We start from the raw sequence: 13,002 nt of genomic DNA on the forward strand, positions 1-13,002 counted from the left end.
GCACCCCGTACTCCTGCACCAGCCGCCGCGCCTCGCGCACCCCCGCCCGGCCCTTCCAGGGATCGACACTGGCGAACGGAATCAGCACGTCCGGGTGCTCCGCGCAGCTCTCCGCCACCTCCTCGTTCGAGATGCGCGGGTGCCCGGTGGCATGCTCGGCGTCCACGGTGAACACCACCGCGGCCATCCTCCGCTCACGGTAGTACGCGGCCATCTCCGCGATGGTCGGCTGCCGGTGCCCGTGGGCCTTGAAGTAGTCCTCCGAGGCGCCGAACAGCTCCGGGCTCAGCGAGCCGTGCCCGTCCTTGGAGATCTCCGCGTGCGTGTGCACGTCGATCGCGACCAGATCGGCGACGTTCATGACCGCCATGTCAGACCTCCTGAGCGTCCGAGGCGGGGACCTTGGGCGCGGGGATGCCGTACGTCTCCGGCTCGGCGCCGACTCCCGACTGCCAGGAGGCGGCGATGGCCCCCGCCGTCCACCCTCCGTCGGCGAACGCGACAGCCTTCTCACCGGGGTGCGACCACAGCGCGAGGCGGTCGCCGCCGATCCCGATCGCCTGGCCCGTCACCCCGGCGGAGGCGTCCGAGGCGAGGAACACGACGAGCCCCGCCACGTCCTCGACCGTGCCCAGGCCCTCGTCCCTGCGCAACCAGGCCGGGAAGGGCCGGCCGGTCCGCTCGGACTCCTCGATGATCGGCGCGAACACGGGAATGGTCTTGGTCATCTCCGTGGCCGCCACCGGGACGACCGCGTTCACCGTGATGTTCGCCCTGGCCAGCTCCATCGCCCAGGTCCTGGCCATCGCCACGATGCCGGCCTTGGCCGCCGCGTAGTTGGTCTGCCCGAAGTTCCCGCGCTGGCCCGCCGGCGAGGAGATCAGGATCAGCCGGCCACCGGTCCCCTGCTCACGCATCCGGATCGCCGCCGCCCGGGCGCAGGTGAACGTGCCGCGCAGGTGCACATCGATCACCGCGTCGAAGTCGTCGTCCGACATCTTCCACAGCACCCGGTCGCGCAGGATGCCCGCGTTCGTGACCATCACATCCAGCCGGCCGAACTCCTTGACCGCGGTGGCCACCAGCCGGTCGGCCACCTCGGCGGATCCGACCGGGGCGACGACGCTCCGCGCCTCGCCGCCGTTACCGGTGATGGCCTCGACGACCCGCGCGGCCGCGTCGACGTCCACGTCGTTCACGACCACCGCCGCCCCTGCCGCCGCCAGCGCCTCGGCGTACGCGCGGCCGAGCCCGCGGCCCGCACCTGTGACAACGGCGACCTTGCCGGAAAGATCCATGGGAGTCCCCCTGAGTTATATGGCGATGCAGCGAAATATATGACACTTATATGACGACCGTCAAAGATCTGCCCAACATTTCCTGCGTGCCTGCTCTCGTGCCGTGACGAGCCGTACCGAGGGAGCTGACAACGGGCAGGCGGCACAGGGCAGGCGGCACAGGGCAGGCGGCACCGGACGCGCGGGCACAATCCCAGGCGACGCAGGAGCTTCAGGACGGGCGCCGACGCGTCCGGGAGACCGGCGCGGTGAACCGCGAACGGGACGGAACCGCAGGACCGGCCGGCGATCCGCGCCGAGCGGGTGTTTCACACGCTCGCCCGCATCCACGAACCGCGCGCGGGGAAACCGGCGTCGGCGATCATTCAGGTCAGGCCAGGACGACGTTCTCCAGCCACCGACCGACGCGCTTGACCACCTCGTCGTCGAAGGTGCGGGCGTCGACGTTGTCGGCGTGAATCTCGATCACCGGGAACCCGGCCGCCTCCAGTGCCCTGGCGGTGAAGTAGCTGCCGCGGGGGTCGTCGGAGACCAGGTGGACCACCCCGTCGATGCCGTGCAGGCGGGCCTCCTTCACGTACCACTCGCTCGACCACGGCGGGGTGTAGAGCTGGTCGGTGAAGGCGGCGAAGCGCGCCGCCAGCGCCCTCATGGGGTCGTCGCCGTAGCGGACGTAACCGTCAGCGGCGATGGCCAGGTACATCGACCAGACGAACACCGCACCATACTCGTCCTGGAAGCGCTGGTAGAAGCCCATGTCGTACCAGAGGCCGCGGCCGATCCACATCAGCCGGGCCCGCTCGCCCGGGCACGCGGCCTGACCCGCGTCGACCCGGTCGCGCACCTCCTCATAGAAACGCTTGGCGATGTCCCTGGCCCACTCGGTGCCACGGTGCCATTGGGGAAGCATGACGCTGGGGATGCTGTCGACGACGCCGAGCGGGGCCGGCCGGGTGCGGGCGATGAGAGCGCGTGTCTTCCTGTTCCACTCCTCCTGCTCGTTGACCAGGGCCATCACCTCGCGGAAGCGCGACTCACTGAATCGCCTGCCGGTGGTGGTCTCCAGGAACCTGACGAGGTTCTCCAGCTCCGCGGTGAGCAGGTCCAGTCTGGCCGGGCCGACGGCCTCCTCCCAGCGGTGCGGCATGAGCTCCCACCAGTTGACGGGGACCTCGTTCTCAGCGGCGCTTTCCAGCGGGTAGAAGGTGACCCCGGGCTCGTGACCCCAGATGTCGAAGATCTTGCGGGTGACGTCGCCGGAGGCGTCGCCGACGACGATGTCCGGTCTGGGCAGGCCGCCCCACGGCCCGGCCTCCGGTTCCGGGTCGAAGGCGGAGCCGAGGGTGACCGAGTTGTACTGCTCGGAGTAGTCGGGGTACCCGCGCTGCCGCACCAGCTCCAGGTAGTGCCCCGAGCGCTGCTTGGCGGCCACCAGGGACGCCCACCATTGGCTGACCGCGTACGGGATGTCCATCGTGCGGAAGATCTCGTGTGGGACGTCCGCGTTCAGCAGGGCGAACGGCTCGCCGGCGGCGACCCGGCGCCGCAGGTCGGCGAACCATTCGCGCTGGTGTCTGCCCGCCTCGGCCGCTGTGGCGAGGGATTTCACACTGCGCATGGATGTTCCTTCCGCAGGGCGGTCAGGTCGGCACGCCCGTAGTCCTGGCGCTCCAGCAGAACGGCGGGGATGTCGAGCGCCGCGCGCTGCGCGGGGAAGTCCCAGGCCGGGGCCTCGTCGCCGGTTCTGGAATAGGCGACGAAGAGCTCGGCCCGGCAGTGCCGTACGGCCCTCGCCGCGTGCGCGGCGCGCTCGCTCACGGTGGCCCGGTGGGCGGTCGGACCGCTGTGGTGGTAATGCTCGGCCAGCGCGTCCAGGCCGCCCGCGCCGACCGGCCCCTGCGGGGACGGGCCGCCGAAGGAGTGATCCTCGCCGACGATCACGTAGCCCTCGGACTCGACGGCCTCGTACACGTGCGGCGTGTCGTGGTCGCTGCCGCTCAGGAAGACCCGCCGCCCGGCGTGTTCCTCGAGCTGTCCCGCCTCGGCCAGCAGCCGCTCCAGCAGCGCGATGTGCTCGTCCACGGGCAGGGCCGCGCCGGCCACCGCGAGGAACTGCCGCCCCGTCAGGCGGGCGGGCACGGCCCCGCGCAGCTCGGCGGCGGCGGCCAGCAGACGGCGCCGCTCGTTGTGCGCCGCCACCGCCCCGGCGAGGTCGAGGGGACGGCCGGTCCAGGCCTCCAGCCTGGCCGCGAACTCGCCGATCCTGCGACGGTTGTAGCGGGCGGTCGTGCGGTGCGGCAGGTGCAGGATGTCCACGAGGTACACCTCGGGCAGTCCCGTGCCCGGCTCCACCCGGCACAGCTCGCGCAGCGCGTAGAACAGCCGCAGGGACGCCTCGCAGTCGTGCGAGACCACGATGCGATCCAGGTCGCCGAAGGACCCGGCGAGCAGCCGGGTGAGCACCGAGCGGGCCATCGGGTCCACCCCCCGGCCCAGGTATCGGTCTCCTAGCTGGGAGCCGGAGTCCGGGTCGCCCGTGAGGCGGAACGCGCGGACCCCCGCGGCGGTCAGCAGTTCGACCGGCACGTCCGCCCCGACGTAGCCGACGACCGGCGTCCGGTCGCCGGTAGCGCCCTGCGCGGAGGCCGGGGAGGCCGGGGGGCGAGGTGCGCCGCGCCGGGCGTACGCCTCCTCCAGCGCGGCCAGCGCCGTGGACATGTCAGATCACCCCCTCCTCGGCCAGGGCCTTGAGTTCGTCGTCGGAGTAGCCGAGCAGGCCGCCGTAGATTTCGGCGTTGTGCTCGCCGAGGGCGGGCGCCGGCCGGTCGAGCCCCGCCTCGGAGGCGGAGAAGCGGATCGGCACGCCGGTCCCGTACAGGTCCCCGCGGCGACCGTGGCGCGGATGCTCCAGCGGCACGACCTCCTCGCGCTCCAGCACGAGCGGGTCGCGCACGGCGACGCCGGGCTCACGCACCTCGGCGGCGGGGACGCCGTGCCGGGTGAGCAGATCGAGGATCACGGCGAGCGGGCGATCCCCCGCCCACGAGGCCACCAGCTCGTGCAGCTCGCCGGCGTTGGCCACGCGCGCGTCCCTGGAGGCGAACCGCGGGTCTGCGGCCAGATCGTCGCGTCCCATCGCCGCGAACAGGCCGCGGGCGAACGCGTCGGTGGGACCGCACAACGCGAACCAGCCGTCCGCGGCGGGGAACGTGCCGAACGGCGCCAGCCTGGGCACCGTCGTCCCCGTGCGCATGGGCAGGCCCAGCTTCTCGTAGGCGTCGAACGGCTCGCACGCGACCAGCGAGGTCAGTGCCCCCAGCATGGACACGTCCACGTGCTGGCCCTGGCCGGTCGCGTCGGCCCGCAGGACCGCGGCGAGCGTGCCGATCACCGCGTACAGCGGCGCGACCAGGTCGCCCACCGGCAGCCCGAAGCGGACAGGCGGCTCGCCGGGCGCGCCCGCGGTCATCATCACCCCGCTGAGCGCCTGGATGATGGTGTCCATCGCCTTTCCCGAGCCGGGACCGCCCTGCGCGCCGAAGCCGCTGATCGACGTGCACACGATGCGCGGGTTGATCGCGCTGGCCCAGTCGTGGCCGATGCCGAGCCGCGTCATGACGCCGGCGCTGTAGTTGTCGATCATGATGTCCGCTTCCCTGACCAGACCGGCCAGGACGTCGCGGGCCTTGGGATGCTTGAGGTTGAGCGTGACGCTCTGCTTGTTGCGGCCCCGCAGGAGCATCGACACGGACATGTCGTCGTCCCCGTGGCGGGCCAGCGTCAGCCCGTCCGCACCGGCATAGGGGGCGTTGTTGCGGGAGGAGTCGCCGCCGGTCAGCGGATTCTCCACCTTGATCACGCGGGCGCCGAGCCCGGCCAGCAGCAGGGTCGCGTACGGTCCGGACAGCGCGGTGGTCAGATCGATCACCGTGCGGCCGGCGAGCGGACGGTCAGCCACGCAGCACCACCTCGTCTCCCTCCCAGTGGAACTCCGTCGTCAGGCCCGCCTGTCGCGTGATGCGCTCGATGTACGACACGACCCGCCGTCCCTCCTCGTCGTCGCCGAGCGGCACCGGCCGGCCCGCGTCGTCGATCCAGCAGGGCACGATGCCCGCAGAGATCAGGCCGGCCGCGCCCAGGCCGTCCCGGTCGAACCGGCAGACCGCGATCGCGGTGTTCCGGCTCTCGGGATGGAAGGGGTAGTACGGCATGTCCGGGTCGGGCGCGAAGCCGTACAGCTCGACTCTGCGGCGCGCCCACGCGGCCCGTTCGCCCGCGTCGCCCGTGGTGGGCGTCAACGCGTGGGTGACGGTCACGAAGTTGCCCAGGCCGTGGTAGATCGGCCTGCCGCGGTACATCTCGACGCCGCGCATGATGTGGGCGTGGTGGGCGAACACGGCGTGCGCGCCGGCGTCGATCGCGGCGTGCGCCACGGGCCGCTCGTACATCGCCAGCACGGCTGGCGTGTGCCCGACGCCCTTGTGCATCGACACCGTCACGATGTCGGCCTCGGCGGCCAGGGCCGCCACGTCCTCGGCCATCCGCTCCAGGGAGGCGGGGTCGGCGAAGGTGTAGACGGCGGGCGGCCCGCCGGGGCTGGCGTGGTCGAGTTCGTAATGGGTCAGCACCTTGACGTACGCGCAGCCGGGCTTGCGGCTGGTCGCCCAGGACTCCCGGGGGCCGACGCAGTTGTAGCTGAGCACCCCGACCCGCAGGCCGTCGCGCTCCACGACGGCGGGGCGGCGGGCCTCCTCGAGAGTCAGGCCGGCGCCCACGGTGGTCAGGCCGGCCTCGGTCGCGTATTCGATCGTGTCGGCCACCCCCTGGTCGCCGACGTCGTAGACGTGGTTGCCCGCGAGCGTCACCACATGGAAGCCGGCCTCGGCGACCGCGGAGAGCGCGGCGGGATCGGCGGGCGGGGCGGGTACGTCGGTGCTGACCTGAGCGGTGGACGTGCTGTGGGGAACCTCGATGTGGCCGATGACCACATCGCCCCGGTCCAGCGTCTCCCGGGCCGGGGCGAAGAAGGACGCGGGGTCGGGCTCGTCGACGACGAGGTCGCCGACGGCCATTACCGTGAAGCTCAAGAGGTGGTCTCCTCCTCCAGGAGGCGTTCGTCGGGAATTTGCGCCGCGCGCCCGGAGTAGCGCGACAGGAAGGCACGCAGACGGGGCGAGGCGGGGTTGTCGAAGATCTCCTCGGGAGCGCCGGTCTCGACCACCCGGCCGTTCTCCATGAAGACGCACCGATCGGCCACCTCGCGGGCGAAGCTCATCTCGTGCGTCACGATGATCATGGTCATGCCGCCGCGGGCCAGGTCGAGCACGACGCTCAGCACCTCGTCCACCAGCTCGGGGTCCAGGGCGCTGGTGGGCTCGTCGAACAGCATGATCCGCGGGTTGGTGGCCAGGGCCCTCGCGATGGCGACGCGCTGCTGCTGGCCTCCCGACAGCATCCGGGGATGGGCGTCCGCCTTGTCGGCGAGCCCCACGCGCTCCAGCAGCCGCAGCGCCGCCTCGCGGGCCTCCTCCGGCCTCCGTCTGTGGACCAGCACCTGCGCCTCGATGACGTTGCGCAGCACGCTCCAGTGCGGGAACAGGTTGAACTGCTGGAAGACCATGCCCATGCGGCCGCGCTGGGCGGCCACCCGCCGGTCCGGCAGGGGGCGCAGGTGGCCCCGGTGGAACTCGTAGCCGAGCAGCTCCCCGTCGAGGTGCATGGCCCCGCCGTCGATGCTCTCCAACTGGTGGACGCAGCGGACCAGGGTGGACTTGCCCGAACCGGACGGGCCGATCACGGTGACGACCTCGCCCTCGTGCACGTCCAGGCTCACCCCGTCGAGCGCCACGTGGTCGCCGAACCGCTTGCGCACGTCGCGGACGCGCAGGACCGGCGTGTCGCTCACCGCTGCCCCTTTCCGAAGTGCCGCTCCAGGCGCCGCTGGCCGAAGGACAGGCTGATGACCACCACCAGGTACCAGGCGCAGGCCACGATCAGCAGCGGCACGATCTCGTAGGTCCTGTTGTAGATCACCTGCACCGAGTACAGCAGGTCGGCCATCGCGATAACGCTGACCAGGGAGGTGCCCTTGAGCAGGCTGATGAACTCGCTGCCGGCGGGCGGGACGATCACCCGCATCGCCTGCGGGAGCACGACCTTGACGAAGCTCTGCCGCGCCGTGAACCCCATCGCGCGGGCCGCGTCGCGCTGGCCGCCGTCCACGGCCAGGATGCCGGCCCTCACGATCTCGGCCATGTACGCGGCCTCGTGCAGGGTGAGCCCGATGACGGCCGCGGTCAGCGAGCTGATCACGGAGTTGGTCGGCCACGAGACGAACGTCGGGCCGAACGGGATGCCCAGCGGGATCCGCGGCAGCAGATAACCGAGGTTGAACCAGAAGATCAGCTGGACCAGGGGCGGGATGCTGCGGAAGACCGTGACGTAGACGCCGCAGGCCCAGGCCACCGGCCGGAAGCCGCTCAGCCTGCCCGCCGCGAGAAGCACCCCGAGCACGCTGCCCAGCAGCATCACGATGACGGTGAGCAGCAGCGTCATTCCCAGGCCGCGCAGGACGTTCGGGTCGAACAGGTACTTGCCGGCCACCGGCCACTCGAACCGCGGGTTGGTGACGAGGAACCAGGCGAACTGCGCCACGAGCACGAGCAGCACGGCCCCGGCCACCCACCGCAGGGGGCGGATGCGCGGCCGGGCGGCGGCGACGTCCACGGTCTGTGGCGCCCCGGCCTGTGGTGCCACCGTCTGTGGTGCCACGCTCATTGCGTCGCCGCGGTGTTCATCTTGGGCTCCTGGACCGCCACCTTCTGGAGCCCGTACTTGTCCATGATCTTCGTGTACTCGCCGTTCTTGAAGATCTCCTTGAACGCGTCGAGCATGACCGGGCCGAGACCGCTGGACTTGGGCACGAGCATCGCCAGCTGGTCGACGCCGGCGCCCTGCTCCTCGGTCTGGGTGACGTACGTGAAGGCGTCCTTCTCCTTGGAGAGCACGTCGAGGGCGGCGCTCTCGGTCATGCCGGCCGCGTCGGCCCGGCCGGACTTCGCGGCGAGGATGGTGCCGTTGGTGTCGGCGAAGCCGATGAAGTCGAGCCCCGGCTTGCCCTGCTTGGCGCACCACTCGGTCAGGCGCTTGGCCTGGTCCTCCACGATGCTGCCGGCGGTGCCGGCGACGCGCTTGCCGCACAGGTCACCCGAGCTCTTGACGGCCGAGGACCCGGCCTTGGGGATCAGGTAGGAGGTCCGGGTGACCATCCACACGAGCGCGTCGAACTGCTTCTCCCGCTCGGCGCTGTCCTTGACCGGGCCGTTGAAGGCGTCGTACCGGGAGGCGAGCATGCCGGACAGCGCCGCGGGCAGGCCACTGACGATCGAGATCTCGGTGCGGACCCCCAGCACCTTGCCGAGGGCGTCCTGCAACTCCTTGTCGATGCCCGTGACGGTCTTGCCGTCGTTGGCGACGATCCGATAGGGCGGGTGGGAATCCCCGGCAAATCGGATGACGCCCGCTTCCTTGATGCCATCGGGCAGGGCGTCGTACAGAGCCGTCGCACCGGCCGGCCGCTGCGCCTCACCGCCGTCTCCACCGCAGGCTGCGGCACTGGCGAGGGCCAAAGCCGCCGCACCCGCGAGGATGGTCCTGGGCAATCTCATGGTGGTCCTTCCACGACCAGCTAATGATGCAGTTAATTTGGCGGTCGTTGGGATAAGTGTCACACCTATGGGTGCACACCTGTCAAGAGGCGGCTGTGCAGCGGAGACGTCCGGGGCGAGCGGGAACGCCGCCCCGTCGCCGGCGGCGATCAGGTGAGCGCGAGGATGGAACTGGTCCGGTGGTGGGCGACCAGCTCGGCCAGTTCGGGCTCGAACTCCGCGACGATCTGCTTGACGCGGAACTCGGCGAGCGGCCCGAGGGTGTCGTAGATCTCCACGAAGAGGTCTCGGGCCGCGGCACGCGGCCAATCGGCGGGCAACAGCTCCGCCGGCAGGTCGGGGTCGTGGTTGGGGAACGTCCGCCAGGTGTCCATGATCCCCGTACGCGCCACCAGCGCCTCCGACGCGCCGACCACGCCCTTGCGGACGCGCTCCAGAAGAGCCGAGTACTGGGCCACGAACGCCTCATAGGTGCGCCGGAGCTGGTCGAAGTCCCATGCCTCCTGTGGGGCGCGCATGCCCGGGAGATCAAGGGCCTCGGCGCGGAAGATCGTCGACATGGGGATCTCCAGCTCGGTCAGCACCGCCGCCGCGCTGTCGGCGTTCGCCGTCGGCGAGACCCACAGCCCGTCGTAGAGCGGGGCGAACCCGAGCCAGCGCAGCCTCGCGCGCAGCGCGTGGCGCAGGTCGCGCTGTTCCTCGGAGATGGAGAACGCCGCCATCACCCATCTCCCGTCCCACGCGCCCTGTTCCAGGCCGAAGGACATGATCCGCTGCCGCCCCTCCAGCATCACCGCGGCGGCCCGATCCGTCAGGCGATAGTAGGTGCGTCGCCCGGTCTTGGACGACTCCAGCAGATCCCGCTTGGTCAGGCGGCTGAGTGCGGCCCGGGCCGCCACGGCGGAGACGCCGAACTCCTCGGTCAACCGCACCAGGGCCGCGGACGGCAGTTGCTCGGGCCGGCTGATCCAGTAGTCCCCGAGAAGCGTCGTGATCAGGTGCTGCGGGGGTGCGCCCACCTGGAAGCGCGGGAAGTCGAGGTCCGCTGCCTCGGACCTTTCACCATCATTCACAGCAGGAGTATATTGACAACGCTTGAGCGTGCGCTCGTCATCAGAATGTCATGCTTTTGGGTGACCTCGAGCCACATTGGAACGGATCTCCCCGACGTGCCGCGGCCACCGCGTCAGCCGGCCAGGGAGTGTCCCGCGATCTTTCGCCGTAGCGAGGATCGGCCAGATGGATGCGTCGCAAGGCCGAGGAGGAGCCCATAGCGGAGCTATGGGTGACGACGAGAACGTAGCGAGGCGCCATCTGGGCGACCGCAGTAGGCAGGAAAGATCACGGGACAGGACCTAGGTCGCCGCCGGCGAGGAGATCCAGGCGGTCGCGGTCGGTCGTCTCGTCGAAGCTCGTGTGACGGCGAGTCGCCGGCGACTCCAGGGCGGACACCTGCGCGAAGGTGTGGTGCGCGGCCAGCCCGGCCAGCTCCGGGTCGAACTCGGCGAGGATCTCGCGGAACCGCCGCTCCGCCGGCTCCCCGAGCGAGTCGTAGATCTGCACGCACAGCCGCCGAGCCTCCTCGCGCGGCCAGCCGGCGGGCAGCAGCTCGGCGGGGAGGTCGGGGTCGAGCGTGGGGAACACCCGCCAGTCGGTCATGATCGCGGTTCGTAATCGCAGCGCCTCGCCGGGGCACGGGCTGGACATGGCCAGCCGCTCGGCCACCGGCCGGTGGGCATCGATGAACCGCAGGTAGCGCTCGCGCAGCGCGGCGACGTCGAAGGCGCGGTCCAGCACCGGGTCCAGGTCGTCGTCGGCGACCTTGCGGGCCCGGAACACGACCGCCCCGCGCACGCCCAGCCTTCGCACGAGTTCGACGACGTCGTCCGTCTTGTCGTGCGGGGACACCCACACCGCGTCGAAGATCATGCCGAAGTGCAGCAGGCGCAGCCCGTCGCGCAGCGCGCGCCGGGTGTCCCGCTGGTCTTCGGGCACCGAGAACGTGACAACCGTCCACTGCCCGTCCCAGCACGGTGTGGTGGCGCCGAACGTCAGCAGCCGGCGCATGTGCGCCACGATCACGTCGGACGCCCGGGGCGGCAGTCCGTACGCGGTGGTGCGGCCGTTGCGGGAGCTGTCCAGCAGCCCTCGTGAGGCGACCCGACGCAGGGCGGCGCGGGCGCTGGTCGCGGTGATGCCGAACTCCTCCAGCAGCCGGACCAGCGCCGCCGACGGGATGTGCTCCTGCCGCCAGAACCAGTAGTCGCCGAGCAGCGTGGTCAGCAGCCGCTGCGGTTCGGCCCCTTGCCGAGCCCTGGGCAGGGAGCCGGGTTCCGGCGACGCGGTCACCCGGCGTCCCTCCATCGTCAGACTCCTCAGCCGGTGTAGGTGCCCCAGCCGGCCGCCTCCCGAATACGGGCGCGCCTACCGGGCTCGACCTGCGTGAATTTTACGTCACCCGGCTCCGCGTCCGGGCCCTTCCCGGCGATCTCGGCCGCGGTCCGGCGGTGCCGGGACGACGATCGCGCGGGGTGTCTCCTCACTCTTCACCGCGGGGGACGTGGGGGCGCAGGAAGCGGCCGGGGGTGTAGTGAACGAACTCCGCGGTGCCCAGGTCCGGGTCCTCGGCGGCCAGGCGTGCGGCCAGCCTGTCGAGCTGGTGGGCGTCGACGTCCGTCCAGCGGCCGGTGGTGACCCGGTTCCTCAAGGTCTGCACCGCGGCGACGAACTCGGCTCCGGTGTAGCGGCAGTGGCCGGGCCGGTCGACGAACGCCTGGCGCAGCATCGCGCCCTTCCCGGCGCGCCGCACCACATCGGAGTAGGCGCGGGCCTGAGTGACGGTGGGGTAGTTGTCGCCGCGCTCGTGCATCGTCAGGACGGGGACGCCGAGCGCGCCGCGCGGGGTGAAGTAGTTCTCCATGTAGGTGACGGCGCCGGGGTCGGCGGAGACGCGCGGCGCCGCCGCCAGGGCCGCGAGGTCGGCGTCGAGGTCCAGTCCTGCGCTGTCGTAGAGGGCGCGCACCTGCTTCATACGCCCGGACTCCTGCAGTTCCCTGCGGTAGTCCACGCTCGTGTTCCAGGAGAAGTTCCCGCCTGCCCGCTGTTCCAGCGGATAGCGGGGAGAAAAGACGGTCGCCATGAACGCCGCGTACTCCTGGGCCTCCTGCGCCGCCCAGTCGCGCGCCGCGGGTTCGGCGGTGCCGGTCACCGACCAGGTGGAGACCTGGGCGAAGGACGCGGCCAGGGCGATGCGGGCCCGGCCGTCCGGAGTCTGCTGGGCGGCGTCCAGGACGGCGCGGGCGGCCGCGGCGCTCCGCGCTTCCTCGTCGGCCGAGGCCAGCCGGACGAGCCTCACCGCGTCGTCGCCGGGGGCGAGCAGCGTCTTGAATGCGAAGGCCGCGTCGAGCGACTGGTTGAGCATCGCCACCGGTCCGGCCACCGAGGCGCAGTACGGCAGCGCGCCGTCGATCAGGTCCGGCCGGCGTTCGGCCAGGCCGGCCGCGATGGCGCCGCCCATCGAACCGCCCCAGGCCAGGGTGGTCGTGGGCTTCCCCGCGACCTCGGCGAACCGGGCGAGCGTGTCGGCGGAGGCCCGCAGGGTCTCCTCGACGGCCCAGCCGCTCCCATAGGGCCGCGTGCCGGCCAGCGCGTACCCGTGGGCCAGCAGCCAGCTCTGCGCGGCGGTGTTGGCGCCGAGGTCGGCCGGCAGGTGCTGCGGGCCTGCGCCCTGGCCGTAGCCCGGGCTGAACGTCAGCACGGTGCCGTTCCAGTTCCGCGGCACCTCGATCGCGTAGGTGGCGCCGCTTGGGTGGACGCCCGTGACGCTGACGGGACCGGCCTGGCCGGACGCCGCCGAGGCGTGCGGCAGTCCGGCGGCCGGAGGGATGGCGAGTGCGAGAGCCGTGGCCGTGAGCGCCGTCACGGCACGGGTCGCCCGATTGATCACTGAACGGGGATTGATGTCCGCCTCCATGAGTGGGAAGCTGCTGCGATGCGAGATGCACAACAGTTCGTTGAACGGTCGTCCTAATTCCGCC

At 71.4% G+C, this 13,002-nt stretch carries 12 protein-coding genes; all 12 read right to left on the reverse strand.

Features of this window, described 5'->3' with window-relative positions:
• Nucleotides 1-370, reverse strand: a 370-nt coding sequence (locus HHX35_RS40475; protein ID WP_396781804.1) for an amidohydrolase family protein, incomplete at its 3' end; no start/stop codon positions are given.
• A 1-nt stretch (nt 371) separates the two neighbouring features.
• Complete coding sequence (locus HHX35_RS40480; protein ID WP_182903898.1) at nt 372-1,298, reverse strand: SDR family NAD(P)-dependent oxidoreductase; 927 nt, start codon at nt 1,296-1,298, stop codon at nt 372-374.
• A 370-nt stretch (nt 1,299-1,668) separates the two neighbouring features.
• Nucleotides 1,669-2,916, reverse strand: a complete 1,248-nt coding sequence (locus tag HHX35_RS40485; RefSeq protein ID WP_182903899.1) for a 2-hydroxyacyl-CoA dehydratase family protein — start codon at nt 2,914-2,916, stop codon at nt 1,669-1,671.
• Nucleotides 2,904-4,016 (reverse strand): 2-hydroxyacyl-CoA dehydratase family protein, encoded by a 1,113-nt coding sequence (locus HHX35_RS40490; RefSeq protein WP_182903900.1) that lies wholly within the window; start codon nt 4,014-4,016, stop codon nt 2,904-2,906. Before HHX35_RS40490 ends, HHX35_RS40485 begins: the two co-directional genes overlap by 13 nt.
• 1 nt (nt 4,017) lies before the next feature.
• The gene (locus HHX35_RS40495; protein WP_182903901.1) at nt 4,018-5,256 is read right to left on the reverse strand and encodes a CaiB/BaiF CoA-transferase family protein; all 1,239 of its coding nucleotides are present in this window, start codon (nt 5,254-5,256) and stop codon (nt 4,018-4,020) included.
• Complete coding sequence (locus tag HHX35_RS40500) at nt 5,249-6,385, reverse strand: CapA family protein (protein ID WP_259405860.1); 1,137 nt, start codon at nt 6,383-6,385, stop codon at nt 5,249-5,251. The genes HHX35_RS40495 and HHX35_RS40500 overlap by 8 nt, the downstream gene beginning before the upstream one ends.
• Nucleotides 6,382-7,203, reverse strand: a complete 822-nt coding sequence (locus HHX35_RS40505) for an amino acid ABC transporter ATP-binding protein (protein ID WP_182903902.1) — start codon at nt 7,201-7,203, stop codon at nt 6,382-6,384. Before HHX35_RS40505 ends, HHX35_RS40500 begins: the two co-directional genes overlap by 4 nt.
• Nucleotides 7,200-8,075, reverse strand: a complete 876-nt coding sequence (locus tag HHX35_RS40510; RefSeq protein ID WP_182903903.1) for an amino acid ABC transporter permease — start codon at nt 8,073-8,075, stop codon at nt 7,200-7,202. Before HHX35_RS40510 ends, HHX35_RS40505 begins: the two co-directional genes overlap by 4 nt.
• A complete protein-coding gene (locus tag HHX35_RS40515) occupies nt 8,072-8,965 on the reverse strand; it encodes a transporter substrate-binding domain-containing protein (RefSeq protein WP_259405861.1) in 894 nt (297 codons plus the stop codon). The genes HHX35_RS40510 and HHX35_RS40515 overlap by 4 nt, the downstream gene beginning before the upstream one ends.
• A gap of 149 nt (nt 8,966-9,114) precedes the next feature.
• Nucleotides 9,115-10,038 carry a PaaX family transcriptional regulator C-terminal domain-containing protein gene (locus tag HHX35_RS40520; RefSeq protein ID WP_310739643.1) on the reverse strand — a complete coding sequence of 308 codons (924 nt, stop codon included), beginning with the start codon at nt 10,036-10,038 and terminating at the stop codon, nt 9,115-9,117.
• Nucleotides 10,039-10,306: 268 nt separating this feature from the next.
• Nucleotides 10,307-11,329 carry a PaaX family transcriptional regulator C-terminal domain-containing protein gene (locus HHX35_RS40525; protein WP_182903904.1) on the reverse strand — a complete coding sequence of 341 codons (1,023 nt, stop codon included), beginning with the start codon at nt 11,327-11,329 and terminating at the stop codon, nt 10,307-10,309.
• A gap of 175 nt (nt 11,330-11,504) precedes the next feature.
• Nucleotides 11,505-12,938, reverse strand: a complete 1,434-nt coding sequence (locus HHX35_RS40530) for an alpha/beta fold hydrolase (RefSeq protein ID WP_182903905.1) — start codon at nt 12,936-12,938, stop codon at nt 11,505-11,507.
• Between the last annotated feature and the right edge of the window lie 64 nt (nt 12,939-13,002).

Origin of the sequence: Microbispora sp. H10830, from assembly GCF_014161375.1 — a bacterium.
Taxonomy (GTDB): domain Bacteria; phylum Actinomycetota; class Actinomycetes; order Streptosporangiales; family Streptosporangiaceae; genus Microbispora; species Microbispora catharanthi.